The organism is Streptomyces sp. NPDC023541 (genome assembly GCF_055559995.1).
Window position 1 is genome coordinate 584,446 of record NZ_JBVHJO010000004.1, and the last position, 20,373, is coordinate 604,818.

The following is a 20,373-nucleotide window of genomic DNA, read 5'->3' on the forward strand; positions in this document are numbered from 1 at the left end:
ATGGCTACCGACACAAGCTCCGCCGCCGTGCCTGAGCAGGACGCGATCCTGGACGCTCTGGCGACGGTGAACGACCCCGAGATCCACCGGCCGATCACCGACCTCGGCATGGTCAAATCGGTGGAGATCGGTGACGGCGGCGCGGTCGCCGTCACGGTCTACCTCACGGTGTCGGGCTGCCCCATGCGCGAGACCATCACCAAGAACGTCACCGAGGCCGTCGAGAAGGTCGCCGGCGTCACCTCCGTCGCCGTGACCCTCGACGTGATGAGCGACGAGCAGCGCAAGGACTTGGCCGCCACGCTGCGCGGCGGCACCGCCGAGCGCGAGGTGCCCTTCGCCAAGCCGGGCTCGCTGACCCGCGTGTACGCGGTCGCGTCCGGCAAGGGCGGTGTCGGCAAGTCGTCCGTCACGGTGAACCTGGCCGCGGCGATGGCGGCGGACGGCCTGAAGGTCGGCGTGGTCGACGCGGACATCTACGGCCACAGCGTGCCGCGCATGCTGGGCGTGGACGGCCGTCCCACCCAGGTCGAGAACATGATCATGCCGCCGTCCGCGCACGGCGTGAAGGTCATCTCCATCGGCATGTTCACCCCGGGCAACGCCCCGGTCGTGTGGCGCGGGCCGATGCTGCACCGGGCCCTGCAGCAGTTCCTGGCCGATGTCTTCTGGGGCGACCTGGACGTGCTGCTGCTGGACCTTCCGCCGGGCACGGGTGACATCGCGATCTCCGTGGCCCAGCTCGTGCCGAACGCCGAGATCCTGGTCGTCACCACCCCGCAGCAGGCCGCCGCCGAGGTGGCCGAGCGGGCCGGCTCGATCGCCGTGCAGACCCACCAGAAGATCGTCGGCGTCGTCGAGAACATGTCGGGCCTGCCGTGCCCGCACTGCGACGAGATGGTGGACGTCTTCGGCTCGGGCGGTGGCCAGAAGGTCGCCGACGGGCTGACCAGGACGGTCGGCGCGACGGTGCCGGTGCTGGGCCAGATCCCGATCGACGTCCGGCTGCGCGAGGGCGGCGACGAGGGCAAGCCCGTCGTCCTGTCCGACCCGGACTCGCCGGCCGGTGCGGCCCTGCGCGCGATCGCGGGCAAGCTGGGCGGCCGGGCGCGCGGCCTGTCGGGCATGTCCCTGGGCATCACCCCGCGCAACAAGTTCTAGGAGCTGTCTCGCATGCCGGGCGCGCGGTGGATGACGCCGCGCCTCGGCGGCATCCACCGCTCCCTGGTCCGGCCTGATCGACAGGACACCGCCTGGCCCCGTCGCGAAGGGAAGGGCACCGCCGGCCGGCGGTGCCCTTCTTCCGTACCCGTACCCGTGCCCCTGCCCGGCCGGTGCGGCTACTCGTACGTGCCGAGGTCGGAGATCGCCGAGAAGCCGAGGCCGTAGGCGCTCATCCCGCGCCCGTAGGCGCCCAGGTGCACCCCGCTCCCGGTGGAGCCCGCGAGCACCCAGCCGAACTCGGACTCGCGGTAGTGGAAGGTGGTCGGCTCCCCGTCCACCGGCAGCGACAGCGTGGACCAGTCCTCGCCGGCGAGGTCGTCGGCCAGCTCCCACGCGGCCTCGGTCTGCTGGTCGAGCCAGTCGTCGCGCAGGGTGTGGTCCATCTGTCCGGGCCAGCTGTAGGCCAGCAGCCCGGAGCCGGCCAGCCAGGCCGCCGAGGAGACGGAGGTGGCCTCCAGGACTCCGGTGCCGTCGCCGCTGCGGCGCAGCGGGTTGCTCGCCACGGTGATGACCACGGCGAAGCGTTCCTTCTCGCCGGTGGCGATCTCGCCCCGGGCGGACGGCTCGTCACCGTGGCCGGTGGAGCCGTGCTCGACCGTTCCGTCGGCGGCGGTGCCGACCTGCATGAGCCAGCGGCGACCGGTGAAGGCCTCGTCCAGCCCGTACCAGGGGAAATCAGCGGCCAGGAAGCCGTCGGCCGTCCGGCGGGCCGCCGGCACGGGGGCGGCGGCCTCCGGCTGCTGCCCCTCGGCACGGTCGCCCGTATGGGGGCTCGTATGCGGACTGGTATGCGGTTCCTGTGCGGGGTCTGCGGCGGCGGGTGCCTCGGCGGTCTGCGCGCCTACCAGGCTGCTGCTCGTCGTCTCCATCTGGGCGGCCTCTCGTTCCGTGGGGTCCGGAACGGCCCTCCCCCTCGCTGCGCTGGGGGGACCCCCTCCCTCGGGCGTCCCGCGATCCGGACAGATGGAGGATAGCCACCGGACCCCGGATCACCGGGCAGGCTGGGTCAGGTGGCGTCGGCGTCGAAGCGCAGGCGCTGCTCGGCGGCCGGGGCCGCGGGCTTCTTCAGCAGGTCCGCACCGGCGGCGGCCGCGCCGGACGGGGAGGCCGGGGCAGGGTGGGGTTCCGGGTTGTTGACGGCGTCGGTGACGTCGTTCAGCTCCTTGCGGAGGTCGAAGCTGGTGCGGATCTCCTTGAGGTCCTCGTTCTCCGTCAGCTGCTTGCGGATGAAGGTCTTCGGATTGAGGTCCTCGAATTCGAAGTCCTTGAACTCCGGGCCGAGTTCGGAGCGGATGTCCTGCTTGGCGCTGTCGGAGAAGGCACGGACCTTCCGGATGAAGCCCGTGACGTCCTGGATGACCTTGGGCAGCTTGTCCGGGCCGAAGACGAGGATGGCCAGGATCACGATCGTGACGAGTTCGAGTGCGCCTATGTCGTTGAACACCTTGCCGCTCCTCGGCTCTCTGTCACTTCGGGCCCGAACACACGGTACCCGGCCTTGCCCGCGGGCCCATACACGCGTCCCGGCCCCGTGGGGGTTTCACCCCCCGGTCATCCCGGGATCATGAGCCGTTCGCCGACCCGAGGACCACGCCCAGCGTGTGCTCCCGGCCGTCGCGCAGCACGGTCAGGGTGAGCCGATCGCCCGGGCGGTGGGCCCGGATCTTGATGATCAGCTCGTCGCCGCCGCGGACCCGCTGCCCGTCCACCTTGGTGATCACGTCACCGGGCTTGATGCCGGCGCGCGCGCCCGGTCCTCCGGCGGTCACGGACGGCTTGCCGTCCTCGCCCTTGTCCCCCACCCGGGCTCCGTCACCCGTGTAGTCCATGTCGAGGGTGACCCCGATGACGGGGTGCGTGGCGTGGCCCGTGGCGATGAGCTCCTCGGCGACGCGCTTGCCCTGGTTGATGGGGATGGCGAAGCCCAGGCCGATGGAGCCGCCCTGCCGGTCGGGGTCGTCCTTGTCGGCGCCGCGGATCGCGCTGTTGATGCCGACGACGTGCGCCCGGGCGTCGAGGAGGGGGCCGCCGGAGTTCCCGGGGTTGATGGGGGCGTCGGTCTGGAGGGCGTCGACGTAGCTGATGTCACTGCCGTCGCCCTTGTCGCCGCCCGCGGTGACGGGCCTGCCGGTGGCGCTGATGATGCCGGCGGTGACCGTGTTGGAGAGGTCGAAGGGCGCGCCGATGGCCACGACCGGGTCGCCGACCTTCACGTTCTCGGAGTTCCCCAGGCTGAGCGGCCGCAGCCCGCGCACCCCGCTGACCTTGACCACGGCCAGGTCGTAGCCGGAGTCGCGGCCGACCAGCTCGGCGGTGACGCTCTCGCCGGTGCTGAAGGTGACCGCTATCTCCTTGGCGTCGGCGACCACGTGGTTGTTGGTCAGGATGTGCCCCTGGGGGTCCAGCACGAAGCCGGTGCCCGTGCCGCTGCTCTTCGCGCCCCGCACGTGCAGGGTCACCACGCCGGGCAGTGCGGTGGCCGCGATCCCGGCCACGCTGTCGGGCGCCCGGCCGTTGTCGGCGACGGCCGCCTGCGGCAGCTCCAGCCTGGTGCTGCTCTGCCGCTCGGCGAGCACGCCGACGTAACCGCCGATCCCGCCCGCGAGCAGCGCCGTTCCCGCGGCGAGGGAGGCCACCTGCCACAGCCGGAACCCGGGGCGGTCCCGGCCCCGGTCCACGACCTGGAGGGGCTGCTCGCCCCAGGGGTCGTACCGGCCCTGGTGGGCCGGCGGCTCCTGGGCAGGGGCCGCCACCCGCTCGGCGGCCCCGTTCCCGCCGTCGTCGGCGCCGTCACCCTCTCCGTCTCCGTCGACGGCTTCGCCGGCGGTCCCGGGCCGCGGGGCCGGAACCCCGTCCCGACGGCTGTCGGCCGTGCCCTCGGGCCGGCTCCACCACTGCGGAGCCGGTTCGGTCTGCTGCCTGTCGGCCATGGGCGCTCCCCGCGTACCTTTGCGCATGTCCGGCCGATTCAACCAGGTCCGGGGTCAGCGCAGCAGGGAGACCGGACGGGCCGAGCCCGGCGGGGAGGGCTGGGGCGGCGCCGGCGGGCTCGCCACGGCCGTCAGGAGGGTCGGTACGGCCGCAGGAGTGGGCGGCCGGTCACGGACCGCCGCGTCGCTCACGGGCAGCGCGGGGCCGGGCCTGGAGGTGGGCGCAGGGGAATCACCCCGGACGTTCGGCTCCGTGCCCTCCAGCGGCAGGGTGCCGCCCAGCGCGAGTGCCGCCAGCGACACCGCTCCGGCGGCGACGAAGGCGAACCGGCGGCGCGGACGGCCCACCTCGTGGATGCGGAAGCCCTCCTGCTGCGGGCGGACGGCGGCGACGGGCAGCCCGTACGCGAAGGCCTCGAAGGGGTCGGGCTGGGCGGAGCCCGGTCCCGGTGGACCCGCGGGGCCGGACGGGCCGTCGAGACCGCCTCCCGGAAGCTGCTGGAGGCGCGCGAGCAGGCCCGCGGACACCGGCGGCGGCGCGCTCTCCACGAACATGGTCTTCAGACGCCGCTGGGCATCGGCCTCGGCCTTGCACTTGGCGCAGGTCGCCAGGTGCGCCAGGACCCGCTCGCGCGCGTCGTGCTTCAGCTCCCCGTCCACGAGGGCGGCGAGCCGGTCACCGAGATGCTGTTCGGCAGGGGATGGACTGGCTCCGGTCACTCGGCTCCGCCCTCTCTCCCTGCGTCCGGCGCGCCCGTCGCCACACCCGCCATCGCGCGCTGCTCGGCACGGGCCGCGGGGGACCGGTGCTTGAGCGCCTTGCGCAGGTGCGAGCGGCCGCGGTGGATGCGGCTGCGCACGGTGCCGAGCTTCACGCCGAGCGTCGCGGCGATCTCCTCGTAGGACAGGCCCTCGATGTCGCACAGCACCACGGCCGCGCGGAACTCGGGGGCGAGGGTGTCCAGCGCCTGCTGGACGTCCGCGTCGAAGTGCGTGTCGTGGAGGACCTGCTGGGGGGACGGCTCACGGCTCGGCAGCCGCTCGGCGGCGTCGTCGGCGAGCGCGTCGAAGCGGATCCGCTGCTTGCGGCGCACCATGTCCAGGAAGAGGTTCGTGGTGATGCGGTGCAGCCAGCCCTCGAACGTGCCGGGCGTGTACGTGGACAGCGAGCGGAAGACGCGGACGAAGACCTCCTGGGTCAGGTCCTCGGCGTCGTGCTGGTTGCCCGTCAGGCGGTAGGCAAGGCGGTAGACCCGCGCGCTGTGCGTGCTGACGATCTCCTCCCACGAGGGAGGGGTCCACGCCTGCGATCCCGCATCTGCGGCAAAGGTCGCTGTGGTTGCGGTGTCTGCGGTGTGGAAGCGGTCAGCAATGTAGGTCACGGATTTCGGCTCACCCGCCGACCAGAAGAGGCGTCTGAACACGCCCCCACGATCCACAGGCGCAGCCGCACCTCCCCTGTCGGCTCTGGTGGTCTCCAGTGGAGTCCCTACCATAGCCACCCCCTCTGTCAGCTCCGGATAAGGGTTTTTGCAGTATCTTTACGCAAGCCTTAGGCCCCGGGGCGGTCCCCGCCGCCGATCTGCCCGGCGCCGTCCTTCTCGTCCCGCCTCCACCCCTCACAACGCCCGGTCCCATCTGCGGGTTCCCGACGTCAACGGATACAGTCACCGTTGCGCCAACTATGGGGACAGGAGAGGGTCATTACCGGCAACCGGCAGACGAGCTGGGCGTTCGCCGACGCGTTTGTCGCCGAGGACGACGCTCTGCGATGGGCCCGCGACCGGTCCAGGGAAGCGGGCCTGCGCTCCGTCTCCCCCGGGACCGGCGCCGCGCTGCGCCTGCTGGCCGCAACCGCGGACGCCAAGGCGGTCGCCGAGATCGGCACCGGAACCGGCGTCTCCGGCATCCACCTCCTGCACGGGATGCGCCCCGACGGGGTCCTGACCACGGTCGATCCCGAGGCGGACCGGCAGGCCTTCGCCCGCCAGGCCTTCCGCGCCGCCGGCTTCGCGGGCAACCGCGCCCGCTTCATCCCCGGCCGCGCACTCGACGTCCTTCCCCGGCTCGCCGACGGCGGGTACGACCTCGTCTTCTGCGACGGGGACCCGACCGAGTCCCTCGACTACCTCGCCGAATCGTTGCGCCTGCTGCGCCCCGGGGGGCTGGTGTGCTTCGAGGGGGTCTTCTCCGACGGCCGCACGGTCGACTCCGCGGCCCAGCCGGTGGAGGTGCTCCGCGTCCGCGAGCTGCTGCGCAGCGTCCGGGAGAGCCCGGCACTGGAGGCCGCGCTGCTCCCGGTGGGCGACGGACTGCTCTGCGCCGTGCGCCGCTGACCCGTCCGCACCCCGGCGCCCGGGCCGGTCAGCTCAGGAGCGTGTAGGTGAGGGCCGCCGTACCGCCCAGAGCGGTGCCGGCGAGCAGCTGGCCGGGGTGTGCAGCAAAGGCGGGACCGGCCGAGGGCGGTGGCGATCAGGGCCGCCGGGAGCACCGGCGGGCCGAAGACGAGCAGCAGGATCATCACGGTGCCGCCGGCCACGGACATGCGGACGGATATCTGCCGGACCACTGTCACCAGCAGGGACGAGACCAGACCGACGAGCATCGCGACGACGAGCGCGAAGACCTGCGCGGGGGCGCCGAGGACGTGCAGGAGGGCGACCCCGGCGAGGACGGAGAGCAGGCTCAGGGCCATCGGGGCGATCCGCCGGCGCTGAACCCGGATGTGCTGGTCGGTCAGTGCCCCGCGCCGGACCCCGGCGGCGATGATGCCGATCGGGACGACACCGCAGAACAGGGCGGCCGGCAGGCCCCGGCCGAGCCCCGTCCGCGAACCGGTGCTGTGCCCGCCGACGAGCAGGAGCAGGACGACCACCAGGTTCGCCGGCGCCAGCACGTCGGACAGGACGCGGGCCGCCTTCTGGCGGGGGTGCAGTCGGCGGAGGCCGGCGGCGCGGGCGGGGAGAAGGTCACGTGCGGCTCCGCCGGGGCCCAGGTGCCAGGGGTGTCCTGGCCGATCATGCGCCGCGAGCCCTGCCCGACCGACGGGACACCCCTGGGACACGACACAACGCTGCCCCGGCCGCAGATCGCGGTCGGGGCAGCGCAGAGAATGCGAAAAACAGAAGGTGGAAGTGCTGTCAGCGGGTCAGCCGACGACCTTCTTCAGGGCGTCACCCAGGGCGTCCGCCTCATCGGGGGTCAGCTCGACGACAAGCCGACCGCCGCCCTCGAGCGGTACGCGCATGACGATGCCCCGCCCCTCCTTGGTGACCTCGAGCGGGCCGTCGCCCGTCCGCGGCTTCATGGCCGCCATGCTCGTTCCCCTTCCTGAAACCAGCTCATCGTCAGCCGACGGCCCCATTCAGGCGCCTAGTACCCGGCATCGAACACATTGCTTCCCAGCCATTATCCCGCATGTCAGGACCCGATGACCAACATCACCCGGGAACGCTTGGGCAACGCGCTCGGCCAAAACCACTCATTTCGGGGATCCGCCTGCGATACTTCGCCGCCGCACCTGGGGAACGGCTCCGGCTTTCTTTGACACACATCACATGTGCGCTCGGCGTCCGGTCCGCCATGCTGGCCCTTGCACCGGCCGGTACCGGCCGGTAGCCAAGCCCGCGACGAAGGGGGACCCCCTGCCATGGCCGACAGTGTGCTCTACGAAGTGACCGACGGACTCGCGACCATCACGATCAACCGTCCCGACGCGATGAACGCGATGAACACCGAGGCCAAGGTCGCCCTGCGCGACGCGGCACTGGCGGCGGCCGAGGACACCGCGGTCCGGGCGGTCCTGCTGACCGCCGCCGGGAACCGGGCCTTCTGCGTCGGCCAGGACCTCAAGGAGCACATCGGGAACCTCGCCGCGGACCGGGAGACCGGCTCCTCGCTGACCATGAACACGGTCAAGGAGCACTACAACCCGATCGTGCGGGCGCTCACCGAGATGCCGAAGCCCGTGGTGGCCGGCGTCAACGGCGTCGCGGCCGGGGCCGGCTTCGGCTTCGCGCTGGCGGCCGACTTCCGCGTCGTCGCGGACACCGCCTCCTTCAACACCTCCTTCGCCGGCGTGGCGCTCACCGCCGATTCCGGGGTCTCGTGGACCCTGCCCCGTCTGATCGGCGCCTCCCGCGCCTCGGACCTGCTGCTCTTCCCGCGTTCGATCAAGGCGCAGGAGGCGTACGAGCTCGGCATCGTCAACCGCCTGGTGCCCTCGGACTCCCTGCACGCCGAGGCCGAGGCCGTGGCCCGCGCCCTGGCCGCGGGTCCGACGGTCGCCTACGCCTCCCTGAAGGAGTCCCTCGCGTACGGGGCCTCCCACACGCTCGCGGAGTCCCTGGTGCACGAGGACGTCCTGCAGACCCGTGCGGGGGCCTCCGAGGACCACTCCATCGCCGTCCAGGCGTTCCTGGCGAAGCAGCCCCCGAAGTACCTCGGCCGCTGAGCCGCGCTGCCGTCCCGCGGGGGTCCGGGGGCGTCTCGTCCGTCAGACCGGACCAGGGTGCCATGCCCCGCGAGCCCGGCGTGACCGGCGAGACACCCCCTACGCCGGGTCGCGCAGGGCGCAGGCGGCCAGGTGGTCGTTGACCAGCCCGCACGCCTGCATCAGGGCGTAGGCGGTCGTCGGGCCGACGAAGCGGATGCCGGCCTTCCTGAGGGCCTTGGCGAGGGCCGTGGACTCCGGGGTGACCGCCGGGACCTCGGTGACGGTGAGCGGGGCCGGGCCGGGCTCCTGGGGGGCGTGGGACCAGATCAGGGTGTCCAGCTCGCCGGACTCCCAGCCGGCGAGGACCTTCGCGTTGGCCAGGGTCGCCTCGATCTTGGCCCGGTTGCGGATGATCCGCTCGTCGGCCAGCAGCCGCTCCGCGTCCGCGTCGCCGAATTCGGCGACCGCCGCGATGGAGAAGTCGCAGAAGGCCTTACGGAAGCCCTCGCGCCGGCGCAGGATCGTCAGCCAGGACAGCCCCGACTGGAAGGCCTCCAGGCACAGCCGCTCGTACAGGGCGTCGTCGCCGTGGACGGGACGGCCCCATTCGGAGTCGTGGTAGGCGACGTAGTCGGGCGTGGACAGCCCCCACGGGCAGCGCAGCAGGCCGTCCGGGCCCGCCACCGCTCCGGTCACCGCTCACCGCCCTTGCTGAGGTCGACCGGGCCGGAGGCGTCCCGCGGGGCCGCGGCCCCGGGCGACGCCGTTCCCGTCAGCAGCGCGATCCTCGCGTCCCGCTCGGCGAGCTCCGCCGCGAGCCGCTCCAGTACGTCGTCCACCTCGGCCATCCGGTAGCCGCGCGGCGCGACCGGCAGACGCAGCGCGGCGATGTCCTCCCGCACCACGGGCCGGGTCTCCGGCAGCCCGTCCGCCACCCGGTCCGGCTCCGCTTCCGGCAGGACGGCCTCCGAGCCGCCGCCGATCACCGCGAGGGTGACCGCTGCCACGACCACGACCAGCGCGATCATCAAGAAGAAGAACACGATCAACTCCCCTGAGAGACTCCGGCCACCAGGTTAAGGTCGCAGGCGAGGCGCGAGGGCCGCCGGAGGAGGAAAGACCAGGATGCTGCGACTGGGCAGGCGCGAGTTCGACACCCACGAGCCGGTGATCATGGCCATCGTGAACCGGACTCCGGACTCCTTCTACGACCAGGGCGCGACGTTCCGCGACGAGCCCGCGCTGGACCGGGTGGAGCGGGCCGTCGCCGAGGGCGCCGCGATCATCGACATCGGCGGGGTCAAGGCGGGCCCGGGCGAACACGTGGACGCGGTCGAGGAGGCGCGGCGCACGGTCGGTTTCGTCGCCGAGGTCCGCCGCCGCCACCCGGACGTGGTGATCAGCGTGGACACCTGGCGGCACGAGGTCGGCGAAGCCGTCTGCGAGGCCGGGGCGGACCTGCTGAACGACGCGTGGGGCGGGGTGGACCACAAGCTGGCCGAGGTGGCGGCACGCTACGACGTCGGCCTGGTCTGCACGCACGCCGGCGAGGTCGAGCCGCGCACCCGGCCGCACCGGATCGCGTACGAGGACGTGATGGCGGACATCCTGCGGGTCACGGTCGGGCTCGCCGAACGGGCCGCGGCCCTCGGCGTCCGCCGGGACGCGATCATGATCGACCCGGGTCACGACTTCGGGAAGAACACCCGCCACTCGCTGGAGGCGACCCGGCGGCTGGAGGAGATGACGGCGACGGGCTGGCCGGTGCTGGTCTCGCTGTCCAACAAGGACTTCGTCGGCGAGACCCTCGACAAGCCGGTCAAGGAGCGGCTGCTGGGCACGCTGGCCACCACGGCCGTCTCGGCCTGGCTGGGCGCGCAGGTCTACCGCGTCCACGAGGTCGCGGAGACCCGCCAGATCCTGGACATGGTCCGCTCGATCCAGGGCCACCGGCCGCCCGCGGTCGCCCGCCGCGGCCTGGCCTGAGCCGCCGCCGGCCGGAGGCCGGCGCTCGTCCCCGCGGGCCGGCCGGGGCCGGCCCGCGGACCGGACCTACTTCCCGACTTCCTTCGTCACCAGGGCGATCGCCTCTTCCACGTCGTCGGTGACGTGGAAGAGGTAGAGGTCCTTCTCCGAGGCCTTGCCCTGGGCGATCACCGTGCCCCGCAGCCAGTCGACCAGGCCGCTCCAGTACTCCGTGCCGAAGAGCACGATGGGGAAGCGGGTGATCTTCTGGGTCTGGACCAGGGTCAGCGCCTCGAACAGCTCGTCCAATGTGCCCAGCCCGCCGGGCAGCACGACGAAGCCCTGGCTGTACTTCACGAACATCGTCTTGCGGACGAAGAAGTACCGGAAGTTCAGGCCGAGATCGACGTGCTGGTTGAGCCCCTGCTCGAAGGGGAGCTCGATGCCGAGGCCGACGGAGATCCCGTTCGCCTCGCGAGCGCCCTTGTTGGCGGCCTCCATCGCTCCCGGACCGCCACCGGTGATCACCGCGAACCCTGCGTCCACCAGCGCGCTGCCGATCCGCACGCCCGCCTCGTACTCGGGCGAGCCCTCCGGGGTGCGGGCCGAGCCGAACACGCTGATCGCGGGCGGCAGCTCGGCCAGCGTGCCGAAGCCCTCGATGAACTCCGACTGGATGCGCAGGACCCGCCAGGGATCGGTGTGCACCCACTCGGAGGGCCCGGCGGAGTCCAGCAGCCGCTGGTCCGTCGTACTGCCCGCCTGCACCTGGCTCCGCCGCCTCAGCACCGGCCCGAGCTGCTGCTCCTCGGGCCGGCGACGAGCGGACCCGTCGGAAGTGCCGGGGTTGCCCATGATGTGCTCCCTCCTGCTGATCGTTGGATCAGGGTAGGCGCAGGAAGGTGACGGGAAGCGGAATTCAGGAGGTCAGCCAGGCGCGGAGTCGTTCCTCACAGTGCAGGATGGCCTTCGTCTCCACGCGCTCGTCGACCTTGTGGGCCAGCAGGGCGTCGCCCGGCCCGTAGTTCACCGCCGGGACGCCCAGCGCACTGAAGCGGGAGACGTCCGTCCAGCCGAACTTCGGCATGGCCCGGCCGCCCACCGCCTCCATGAAGGCCGCCGCGGCGGGGTGCGAGAGGCCCGGGAGGGCCCCGCCGGAGGAGTCGTCGACGACGAACTCGGCGATGTCGCAGTCCGCGAACACCTCGCGGACGTGGGCGACAGCCTCCGCCTCGCTGCGGTCGGGGGCGTAGCGGAAGTTGACCGTCACCGTGCACGCGTCGGGGATGACGTTGTTGGCGACGCCGCCCTCGATGCGGACGGCGTTGAGGCCTTCGTGGTACTCCAGGCCGTCGATCACCGGCTTGCGGGGCTCGTACGCCGCCAGCCGGGCCAGGATCGGGCTCGCCGCGTGGATGGCGTTGGAGCCCATCCAGCTGCGGGCGGAGTGGGCGCGCTCCCCGGCGGTGCGCAGCAGCACGCGCAGGGTGCCCTGGCAGCCGCCCTCGACCTCGGCGTTCGAGGGCTCCAGCAGGACCGCGAAGTCGCCCGTGAGCCAGTCGGGGTGGGCTTCGGCGACCTTGCCGAGGCCGTTGAGGTCGGCGGCGACCTCCTCCTGGTCGTAGAAGACGAAGGTGAGGTCCCGGTTGGGCTCGGGCACGGTCGCGGCGATGCGCAGCTGCACGGCGACGCCGGACTTCATGTCGGTGGTGCCACAGCCCCACAGGACGTCGTTCTCGTCGAGGCGCGACGGGACGTTGTCGGCGATCGGCACGGTGTCGAGGTGGCCGGCGAGTACGACGCGCTCGGCGCGGCCGAGGTCCGTGCGGGCGACGACGTTGTTGCCGAAGCGGTCCACGGTGAGGTGGGGCAGGCCGCGCAACGCGTCTTCCACGAGGTCGGCGAGTACCTTCTCGTCGCCGCTCACGGAAGGGATGTCGACGAGCCGGGCGGTCAGCTCGGCGGCGTCCAGGGTGAGGTCCAGCTCGGATTCGGACATGGAACTGACCCTAACGCCCCGGGGTGTGGCGAAGCGTCCCTCGTCCGGCCGGTGGACGCGTCATATGCCTCAAGTACGGTGGGCCGCGTGTCCGAGATCCGTGATCCCCGTCCTCGCCGCCGCAGGCTGCTCCGTGTGGTCGTCGGCCTGCTCGTTCTCCTGTCGGTGGCCGGGTACTTCGCCGTGCAGCGCGCCTCGAACGGCGGGGGCGCCCCCTTCTGCGTCGCGAGCGCGGACGCGTCGAGCCGTGGCGGCGGCTCCGAAAAGTACGAGATGTCCCCGGAGCAGGCGGCGAACGCGGCGACCATAGCCGCCGTCGGCATCGCCAAGGGCCTGCCGGACCGGGCCGTCACCATCGCCCTGGCGACCGCCATGCAGGAGTCCGCCCTGCGCAACCTCGACCACGGTGACCGGGACTCGCTGGGGCTCTTCCAGCAGCGCCCGTCGATGGGCTGGGGCACGCCCGAGCAGATCACCGACCCGGTCTACTCGGCCGGGATCTTCTACGACCACCTCGTCGACGTGCCGGGGTACTCGCGGCTGCCGCTGACGGTGGCGGCGCAGAAGGTGCAGCGCAGCGGTTACCCGCAGGCCTACGCCAAGCACGAGCCCGACGCGACGGTGCTGACCGCGGCCTTCGCCGGCGGCGGCAGCCTCGACTGCGGCGGTCCGGCGCCCACGCAGCCGGGCGACCCGGAGAAGGTGCGCGAGGGCCTGGTACGGATCTTCGGCAAGGACGGGATGCACACCTTCGGCCCGCAGGGCGCCCAGGCCGGTCAGGCCGGCCGCAGCGCCGGCGGCGTCCGGGCCGTCGAGGAGCCCGAGATCACGATGGTGGAGAAGCGGGACGCGGGTGAGGCCGCGACGCGCCGCAGCCGGGCGATGGCCCACTGGGCGGTGGCCAATTCGCGCGGGATGGGGATCGCCCGGGTCTCCTACGACCTGCGCGGCTGGGTCGCGGGCAAGGACCGGGGCCGGTGGCAGGACAAGGCGGACGCGGGCGCGAAGAACGGCGACGGCGATCCCTACGGAGCGGCTCCCGGCGAGGTGCGGATCTTCATGGCCCGCTGATCGCCCGCGCCCCGGCGCAGCGGGCGCGGGTCAGCCGCGGGTACCCGGCCGCGCGTACGAGTGATCACTCCTGCGGGGGTGATCACCACCCCGCCGCACCCCGCCGCACGGACGCCCCGGAGGGACGGAACCCCTGGTCGGCGCGCATCCAATGCTCTTGTCGCGGAAGCCGATTAAACGATGCGTTACCGATCCTTTACCCGGTGACGCCGCAACTCCACCCGCCCCGCGAGCGGTTAGTCAGGCGTACTCAGCCGCTACCGCTTAGGAGCATCATGTCCCTCCCCCTGACCCGTCGGATCGCCCGTGCCGCGCTGCTCGTCGCAGCCGGGGCAGCGCCCGTGGTCGGTGCGGCCGGCGCGGCCAACGCCGCCGGTCTGGAGTCCGTGCCGCAGCTGGGCGCACTCACCGCCACGGACGCCCCCGCGGCGACCGCCGACACGGCCACGGGAACGGCCACCGACGCCATCGGCACCGCCGGTGCCGCGGCCAAGACCCTGCCGGCCCCCGCCTCCGACCTGGCCGGCCAGGCCGGCGGCCTGCTCGGCGGTCTGCCCACGACCCAGGAGCTGCCGGTCTCCGCACTGCCCGTGGGCGGTGTCCTGCCGGCGGGACTGCCCGGCGGCGGCCTGCAGGGCTGACATCCGGGAAACACCGAGGGGCCGGGAGTTGCACACTCCCGGCCCCCTCGGGCTGTCACGGGCCGGGTCAGCCGAGGCGCTTGACCGCTGCCTCGACGCGCTCGTCGGTGGCGGTGAAGGCGACGCGCACGAAGCGGGCGCCCGCCTCGCCGTAGAAGTCGCCGGGCGCGACCAGGATGCCCAGGTCCGCGAGGTGGGCGACGGTGTCCCAGCAGGGCTCGTCCCGGGTCACCCACAGGTAGAGGCTCGCCTCGCTGTGCTCGACCCGGAAGCCGTGCGCCTCCAGGGCCGCGCGGAGCGCCGCACGGCGGGCCGCGTAGCGCTCGCGCTGCTCCGCCACGTGCCGGTCGTCACCGAGGGCCGCCACCGTGGCCGCCTGCACCGGGGCGGGGGTCATCATGCCCCCGTGCTTGCGGATCTCCAGCAGCTCGCCGAGCACGTCCGCGTCACCGGCGACGAAGGCCGCCCGGTACCCCGCCAGGTTGGAGCGCTTGGACAGGGAGTGGACCGCGACGATCCCCTCGTACGAGCCGCCGCACACGTCGTCGTGGAGGACGGAGACGGGCTCGGCCTCCCAGCCCAGCTCCAGGTAGCACTCGTCGCTGAAGAGCAGGATGCCGTGCTCCCGGGCCCAGGACACGATCCGGACGAGCTCGTCCTTGGCGAGGACCTTGCCGGTCGGGTTGGACGGGGAGTTGAGCCACAGCAGCTTCACGCGGGCCGGGTCGAGGTCGGTGGTCGGGTCGTCGTAGACCACCGGCTCCGCGCCGCACAGCCGCGCCCCGACCTCGTACGTCGGGTAGGCGAGCCGGGGGTAGGCCACCTGGTCGCCGGCGCCCAGGCCCAGCTGGGTCGGCAGCCAGGCCACCAGCTCCTTCGAGCCGACGACCGGCAGGACGTTGCGGTGCTCGGCGGCGCTCGCGCCGAGCCGGCCGCGCAGCCAGCCCGTGATGGCGTCGCGCAGGGCGGCCGTGCCCCACACCGTCGGGTACCCCGGGGAGTCGGCGGCGTCGATCAGGGCCCGCCGGATCAGCTCCGGGACCGGGTCCACGGGCGTGCCGACGGACAGGTCGACGATGCCGTCCGGGTGGCCCGCCGCCGTCTTCTTGTACGGCTCCAGCTTGTCCCAGGGGAAGGCGGGAAGACGGTCGGATACTGCGGCCACGGTGGTCTCTGCTCTCTCTGAGTGCTGGTGGGACGGGTCGGAAAACACCGCGGTCCCGTGCGGCGGGCAGGCCGTACGGGACCGGGGGGCGCTTCTGCCGTGAAAGGTCAGTGCTCGCCGTTGATGCCGGCGGGCAGCCCCGCGACGAAGGGGTGGTCGCGCTCGATCAGGCCCAGCTTGGAGGCACCACCGGGCGAACCGAGCTCGTCGAAGAACTCGACGTTCGCCTTGTAGTAGTCCTTCCACTCTTCCGGAGTGTCGTCCTCGTAGAAGATGGCCTCGACCGGGCAGACCGGCTCACACGCACCACAGTCGACGCACTCGTCCGGGTGGATGTACAGGGACCGCTGGCCCTCGTAGATGCAGTCGACGGGGCACTCTTCGATGCATGCCTTGTCCTTGACGTCGACACAAGGCTCCGCGATGACGTAGGTCACGCTCTCGTTCCTCCTCGGTAGGGCTTTCCATATCGCGCGGGAGCGCGGCGTCGTCGATGCCCGCCCCTAGTATCTCCGTTCCCGGGCACGATCCGAACAGGAGGGGCGGACAGAGCTGTGGAAATCACTGCCGGAGGACTGCTGGAGGTCCGAATCACCCCGGCTGACGTGGGTAAACGTGTCTCTGTACGACGGGTGGAGACCGGACTGGGCGGATCACCCGAGTTCACGGACACGGTCGGTGTTCTCACATCCTGGGACCAGGGTGTGCTGCTGATCACAAAGAAGAACGGACAGTCCGTCCGCATCACGCAATCCTCGCTGGTGGCGGGCAAGGTCGTGCCCGCGGCGCCGGCCCGGCGGCGCGGTCCGGCGGCCTCCTTCGAGGAGCTGACGAGGGTCTCGGCGCGGGCCTGGCAGCCGCTGGAGAGCGAGCCCCTGGGCGGGTGGACGCTGCGCGCTGCCGCCGGGTTCACCCGGCGGGCGAACTCCGTGCTGCCGGCGGGCGACCCGGGCATACCGCTCGACGATGCACTCGCGCGAGTGACCTCCTGGTATGCGGAACGAGACCTTCCGGCCTATGTGCAGGCCGCCACGGGGGCCGCCGGCACGCAGGAGCTGCTGTGCGCGGAGCTGGAGCGCCGGGGCTGGGCGTCCGAGGCGTCGGCGGAGGTACGGATCGGGGCGCTCGCCCCGGTGGGCGACGTGGACGCGCCCGCGAGCGGGTCCGTGACTTTGACCCGTGTCCCGGACGAGGAGTGGCTCGGGCGCTACGGGAGGGTCTCCGACCCGGACGTGGCCCGGCGGGTCCTGGTGCAGGGCCCGTCGGTGTGGTTCGCCTCGCTGCCCGGGGGTCGGGCGATCGGACGGTGCGTGGTGGACGGCCGGTGGGCCGGCTTCGCGGCGGTGACGGTCGATCCCGCCCACCGGCGGGAGGGGCTCGCGACGGCGGTGATGGCCGCCCTGGCGCGGCGTGCGCTGGAGGAGGGCGCGTCGGCGGCGTGGCTGCAGGTCGAGACGGACAACGCGGGGGCGCTGGCGCTGTACGACGGGCTGGGCTTCTCGACGCACCACGTCTACCACCACTTCCGGGCGGCCCGGTGAGCACGCCGGCCTGGCGGGAGCAGTTCGCGGCGCAGGCCCGGTCGGAGCGGCCCGACCTGGCGCTGATGTGCCTGCTGCTGGCGGCTGAGGCGGATCCGGAGCTGGACGAACGTGCCATGGACTGGGCGCAGATCGAGCTGGACCGGCTGGCCGGGATGCTGCCGTACGGTCTGCGGGACGGGCGCGCGTGGGCCTCGGCGGTGACGGAACTGCTGGGCGGGCGCCTCGGTTTCCACGGCACCCCGGCGGACTACGAGCGGCTGTCGTCCTCGCTGCTGCACGAGGTGCTGCGGCGCCGGCGCGGTCTTCCGATCCTGCTGTCGGTGGTGTGGCTGGAGGTCGCCCGGCGGGCGGGCGCGCCGGTGTACGGGCTGGGGCTGCCGGGCCACTTCGTGGTGGGCTTCGGCGACCCGGAGGAGGGCGTGGTGGTGGACCCGTTCGCGGGCGGCGCCTCCCTGGGCGCCGGGCCGGCGGAGCTGGCGTCGGGGCCTCGCACACCGGCCAGGACGCTGGACATCGTGCTGCGGATCCTGACCAACATCCGCGCGTGGGCCTCCACCCGCCCGGAGCAGTCCGGGGTGGCGCTGTGGGCGCTGGAGCTGTCGCTGCTGCTGCCGTCGCATCCGGCGTCGCTGCGCTACGAGCGGGCGCGGCTGCTGGTGGAGCGGGGCTCCTTCCGGGAAGGGGCGGCCGAACTCGACGCGTACGCCGAAGTCGTCGCGGCGGTGGACGACGACGCGGCGGCCCGCATCCGCGCCGAAGCCGTCTCGGCCCGCGCCCTCCTGAACTGACCGCGAGCCCGCCCGCGCCCGGCGCCGCCCGGCCGGGGTGCGCGGGGATTCCGCCGGGGCCGGGGGCTCCGGCAGCGGCGGGGTCCCGCGGGCTCCGCCAGGTGCGGGTTCCGCCCGGCGCCGGGCGCCGTCCGCCACAGCAGGTTCCGCCACCCCCGGTTCCGGCGGGGCCGGGTGTACGTCGGGGCGATCCCCGCAGGCGCCGAACGCACCGCCGCCGTACCTGCCGACCCCGAGAACCGATTCGGCGCCCGAGGAGACGCCCCGGCGTGCGCCCGGCCCGTTGGAACCGGCCCCCGCCTCGCGGCGCCAGGCGTCCGGCGTCCGGCGTTTGAGGACCGGGGTCGGGGGCGGAGCCCCCGCGGTGGCGCGGACCGTCAGGGACAGCCCTTCTCGCGGGCCACGTGCACCGCTCCGGCGCGGTTGCGCGCCGCCAGGTTTTGAATCGCCGCCGCGTCGTGCGCGCCAGGTGGCGGATGCCATGCGGCGGACATGACGGTGCCCCCGCCCGGATCCCGGGCGGGGGCACCGTCGACGCCGTGTCTCAGCTGGGGTTGGTGTCGATGACCACGGTCCGCTCGGCCGGGGTCTTGCCGCGCAGGGCCTTGGCGAGCGCGCCGACGACGTCCTGCGGGGTCACCGCCGTCTTGGCGCCGGTGCCGCGGGTGATCATGACTCCGTCGAAGGTGTTCCCGTAGGTCGCCTTGAGCGCCTCCAGGTCGAACTTCTCGGTGAGGCGGCCGTCCACGGCCTGCATGCTGAGGATCTTGGGCAGCGACAGCTTGCCGAAGGCGATCGACTTGGGGCCGGCCTTGACGGTGGCGTTGGCGGACATCGCGGGCTCCGCGAACTCCTTCATCGCACGGTCCAGTTCGGCCTGGTTGATCGTCGGTTCCCTGGTCGTGGTCGGCAGCTGCAGGACGGCGGCCTTGCCCGTGCCGACCTGGTCGCGGAAGGCCTTGGTGACGAGGTCGACGGAGCCGTCCACGTCCAGGGTGGTGCCCGCCTTGCCGGGGACGGCGACGGCCTTGCCGGTGTCGAAGGTGATCGTGCCCTCGGTGACGGAGCCCGCCGTGCCGGCGAGTTCCTGGAGCGCGACCGTGAGCTTCTCCTCGTCGACGGGCATCACGGCGTCGGCGACCCGCTCGTTGCCGAGGAGCGAGCCGATGACCGTGACGGGGTTGTAGTCGCTGCCGGCGGCGTTGCGGACGGTGGTCTGGCTGTCCAGGGTCAGACCGGCCTTGTCGGGCTTCAGCTCGACCGGCTTGCCGCCGACGCTCAGCTGGATCGGTGCCGCGGCGCGGGTGCCGAAGGCCGTCTGGAGCTTGGAGACGGCCTCGTCGCGGCTGCCGCTGATGTCGACGCCGAGGACGGTGGTGCCCTTGGGGACGTCGGAGTGGTTCAGGAGCAGCCCTGCGCCGTAGGCGACGCCGACGAGCGCCACGATGCCGCCGCCGATGAGGACCAGCTTGGAGCGGCCCTTCTTGGCGGGCTTCGCGGCGGTCTTCTTGTCCGCGGGCTGCGTGGAGCGGGGTGCGGCCGGCGCGGGGGCCGGTACGGGGGTCGGCAGCGGGCCGTCCAGGTCCGGACCGGGCCAGCCCGCGGCCTCCGCGGCGGACGGGCCGCCGCCGGCGGGACGGGAGCCGAAGCCCGGGCCGCCGGTGGGGCCGGCGGGGCCGTCGGCCTGGCTGTCGTAGACGGGGAACGCCTCGGTGGACGGGCCGCCGTCGCCGTGGCCGGTCCCGTACGCGGGGAAGCCCTGGGTCGTGCCGACGCCGGGACCGCCGGGCACCGGGGCCGCCGGGGCGGGCGCCTGCTGCGGGGCGTAGCCCGTGCCGTAGTCGGCGACGGGCGGCGGCGGGGTGCGCGGCGGCGCGTACGCGGCGTCCGGCGCCGGCGGCGCCTGGGTGTGCCGCGGGGGCTCGAAGCCGGCGCCGGGCGCGGGCGGCGGCGGGGTCGGCGTCGCACCGGGCACCCGCTTGGCGAGCGGCGGCGCCGGGGCGGCCGGCGGCATCTGCGCCGCGGCGGGGGCCGCGGGCGCCGTGGGGGCGGGGGCGGGGGCGGGCGGCTTGCGGGGCGCGAACCAGTTGCTGGCGGCCTCTTCGGCCTTCGCCGGGGCCGGGTCCGGCTCGGGCGCGGCCTCGACACGGGTCGGGCGGGGACCGGATCGCTGCGGGAGCGGGGGCTCGGCCTGCTGTCCGGGCGCCGGCTCCGACGGGGTCGGTGCCCCGCCGGACGTGCCGGTGTTGGTGCCCATCGACTTGCGCACGACCACCGGGGGGATCGGCCGCGAGCCCGGGATGTTGATCCGGATCCGGGTCGTCAGGGTGGTCTCGGTCTTGGGCCCGTCGGATTCGGGCGTGGACGGGTTCGAGGTCACAGGGTTCTCCTCCGGGGCGGTCGCCGCGCCGGGCCCGGGCACAGTCGTGGACGGGTACTGGCCGGTTCCGTACGGCGGCGTACCCGAGGGGTAAGCGGCTCCCCCGTGCCCCTTGGGCCCGGAGGACGAACTGTCGGTTTCACGACTCAAGGCAGGTTCTCCCGGTTGGCTCCGCCGCCCGTCATACCGTGCGCGGGCAGCTCGGCGGCCCGTCCACCATACTGGCCGCCG

At 73.2% G+C, this 20,373-nt stretch carries 21 protein-coding genes; 8 read left to right on the forward strand and 13 right to left on the reverse strand.

The annotated features are described in order from the left end of the window. Positions 1–1,161, forward strand: a complete 1,161-nt coding sequence (locus ACZ3X1_RS13175; RefSeq protein ID WP_390077797.1) for an Mrp/NBP35 family ATP-binding protein — start codon at positions 1–3, stop codon at positions 1,159–1,161. A 179-nt stretch (positions 1,162–1,340) separates the two neighbouring features. On the opposite strand, the gene ACZ3X1_RS13180 is transcribed toward ACZ3X1_RS13175, so the two are convergent. From ACZ3X1_RS13180 to sigE, 5 genes are all read right to left on the reverse strand, one after another. Continuing rightward, entirely contained in the window at positions 1,341–2,093 is a 753-nt protein-coding gene (locus ACZ3X1_RS13180) for a hypothetical protein (RefSeq protein WP_356814782.1), read from the reverse strand. Between the two features lie 137 nt (positions 2,094–2,230). Beyond that, on the reverse strand, positions 2,231–2,668 hold the full coding sequence (locus tag ACZ3X1_RS13185) for a sec-independent translocase (protein WP_356814781.1): 438 nt from the start codon (positions 2,666–2,668) through the stop codon (positions 2,231–2,233). A 118-nt stretch (positions 2,669–2,786) separates the two neighbouring features. After that, entirely contained in the window at positions 2,787–4,154 is a 1,368-nt protein-coding gene (locus tag ACZ3X1_RS13190; RefSeq protein ID WP_362626334.1) for a S1C family serine protease, read from the reverse strand. 54 nt (positions 4,155–4,208) lie between these two features. After that, entirely contained in the window at positions 4,209–4,874 is a 666-nt protein-coding gene (locus ACZ3X1_RS13195) for an anti-sigma factor family protein (RefSeq protein WP_356814779.1), read from the reverse strand. Then, entirely contained in the window at positions 4,871–5,650 is a 780-nt protein-coding gene (gene sigE / locus ACZ3X1_RS13200; protein ID WP_356814778.1) for an RNA polymerase sigma factor SigE, read from the reverse strand. Before sigE ends, ACZ3X1_RS13195 begins: the two co-directional genes overlap by 4 nt. Before the next feature lie 177 nt (positions 5,651–5,827). Between sigE and ACZ3X1_RS13205 the strand changes: the two genes are divergently transcribed. After that, positions 5,828–6,490 carry an O-methyltransferase gene (locus tag ACZ3X1_RS13205; protein WP_030032218.1) on the forward strand — a complete coding sequence of 221 codons (663 nt, stop codon included), beginning with the start codon at positions 5,828–5,830 and terminating at the stop codon, positions 6,488–6,490. Between the two features lie 812 nt (positions 6,491–7,302). On the opposite strand, the gene ACZ3X1_RS13210 is transcribed toward ACZ3X1_RS13205, so the two are convergent. Continuing rightward, positions 7,303–7,470, reverse strand: a complete 168-nt coding sequence (locus tag ACZ3X1_RS13210; RefSeq protein WP_003966491.1) for a DUF3117 domain-containing protein — start codon at positions 7,468–7,470, stop codon at positions 7,303–7,305. Positions 7,471–7,803: 333 nt separating this feature from the next. Here ACZ3X1_RS13210 and chcB point away from each other — a divergent pair, with 333 nt between their 5' ends. Beyond that, complete coding sequence (chcB, locus tag ACZ3X1_RS13215; RefSeq protein ID WP_356814776.1) at positions 7,804–8,607, forward strand: 2-cyclohexenylcarbonyl CoA isomerase; 804 nt, start codon at positions 7,804–7,806, stop codon at positions 8,605–8,607. 99 nt (positions 8,608–8,706) lie between these two features. On the opposite strand, the gene ACZ3X1_RS13220 is transcribed toward chcB, so the two are convergent. Further along, positions 8,707–9,285: a DNA-3-methyladenine glycosylase I gene (locus ACZ3X1_RS13220; RefSeq protein WP_467279384.1), complete on the reverse strand. Its 579-nt coding sequence runs from the start codon at positions 9,283–9,285 to the stop codon at positions 8,707–8,709. Beyond that, positions 9,282–9,638, reverse strand: a complete 357-nt coding sequence (locus ACZ3X1_RS13225; protein ID WP_356814774.1) for a DivIVA domain-containing protein — start codon at positions 9,636–9,638, stop codon at positions 9,282–9,284. Before ACZ3X1_RS13225 ends, ACZ3X1_RS13220 begins: the two co-directional genes overlap by 4 nt. Positions 9,639–9,714: 76 nt before the next feature. Here ACZ3X1_RS13225 and folP point away from each other — a divergent pair, with 76 nt between their 5' ends. Then, positions 9,715–10,575, forward strand: coding sequence for a dihydropteroate synthase (gene folP, locus ACZ3X1_RS13230; RefSeq protein ID WP_356814773.1), 861 nt, complete (start codon positions 9,715–9,717; stop codon positions 10,573–10,575). Between the two features lie 66 nt (positions 10,576–10,641). Here the strand turns inward: folP and ACZ3X1_RS13235 are convergent, their stop codons facing one another. Together ACZ3X1_RS13235 and dapE are read right to left on the reverse strand one after the other, a co-directional pair. Continuing rightward, positions 10,642–11,409 (reverse strand): LOG family protein, encoded by a 768-nt coding sequence (locus ACZ3X1_RS13235; protein WP_356814772.1) that lies wholly within the window; start codon positions 11,407–11,409, stop codon positions 10,642–10,644. A 64-nt stretch (positions 11,410–11,473) separates the two neighbouring features. After that, entirely contained in the window at positions 11,474–12,553 is a 1,080-nt protein-coding gene (gene dapE / locus ACZ3X1_RS13240; protein ID WP_356814771.1) for a succinyl-diaminopimelate desuccinylase, read from the reverse strand. 87 nt (positions 12,554–12,640) lie between these two features. Between dapE and ACZ3X1_RS13245 the strand changes: the two genes are divergently transcribed. After that, the gene (locus ACZ3X1_RS13245; RefSeq protein WP_390077805.1) at positions 12,641–13,624 is read left to right on the forward strand and encodes a hypothetical protein; all 984 of its coding nucleotides are present in this window, start codon (positions 12,641–12,643) and stop codon (positions 13,622–13,624) included. 275 nt (positions 13,625–13,899) lie between these two features. Beyond that, positions 13,900–14,265 (forward strand): ATP-binding protein, encoded by a 366-nt coding sequence (locus tag ACZ3X1_RS13250; protein WP_356814770.1) that lies wholly within the window; start codon positions 13,900–13,902, stop codon positions 14,263–14,265. 67 nt (positions 14,266–14,332) lie between these two features. Here the strand turns inward: ACZ3X1_RS13250 and dapC are convergent, their stop codons facing one another. Together dapC and fdxA are read right to left on the reverse strand one after the other, a co-directional pair. Next, complete coding sequence (gene dapC / locus ACZ3X1_RS13255; RefSeq protein WP_356814769.1) at positions 14,333–15,430, reverse strand: succinyldiaminopimelate transaminase; 1,098 nt, start codon at positions 15,428–15,430, stop codon at positions 14,333–14,335. Between the two features lie 107 nt (positions 15,431–15,537). Then, entirely contained in the window at positions 15,538–15,867 is a 330-nt protein-coding gene (gene fdxA / locus ACZ3X1_RS13260; protein WP_030027294.1) for a ferredoxin, read from the reverse strand. Positions 15,868–15,984: 117 nt separating this feature from the next. On the opposite strand from fdxA, the gene ACZ3X1_RS13265 reads away from it, so the two are divergent. Both ACZ3X1_RS13265 and ACZ3X1_RS13270 read left to right on the forward strand, forming a co-directional pair. Then, positions 15,985–16,971: a GNAT family N-acetyltransferase gene (locus ACZ3X1_RS13265; RefSeq protein WP_467279401.1), complete on the forward strand. Its 987-nt coding sequence runs from the start codon at positions 15,985–15,987 to the stop codon at positions 16,969–16,971. Between the two features lie 65 nt (positions 16,972–17,036). Next, positions 17,037–17,762 carry a transglutaminase family protein gene (locus ACZ3X1_RS13270; RefSeq protein WP_391695371.1) on the forward strand — a complete coding sequence of 242 codons (726 nt, stop codon included), beginning with the start codon at positions 17,037–17,039 and terminating at the stop codon, positions 17,760–17,762. Between the two features lie 544 nt (positions 17,763–18,306). Here ACZ3X1_RS13270 and ACZ3X1_RS13275 read toward each other — a convergent pair. Then, a complete protein-coding gene (locus ACZ3X1_RS13275; protein WP_467279403.1) occupies positions 18,307–20,292 on the reverse strand; it encodes a hypothetical protein in 1,986 nt (661 codons plus the stop codon). Between the last annotated feature and the right edge of the window lie 81 nt (positions 20,293–20,373).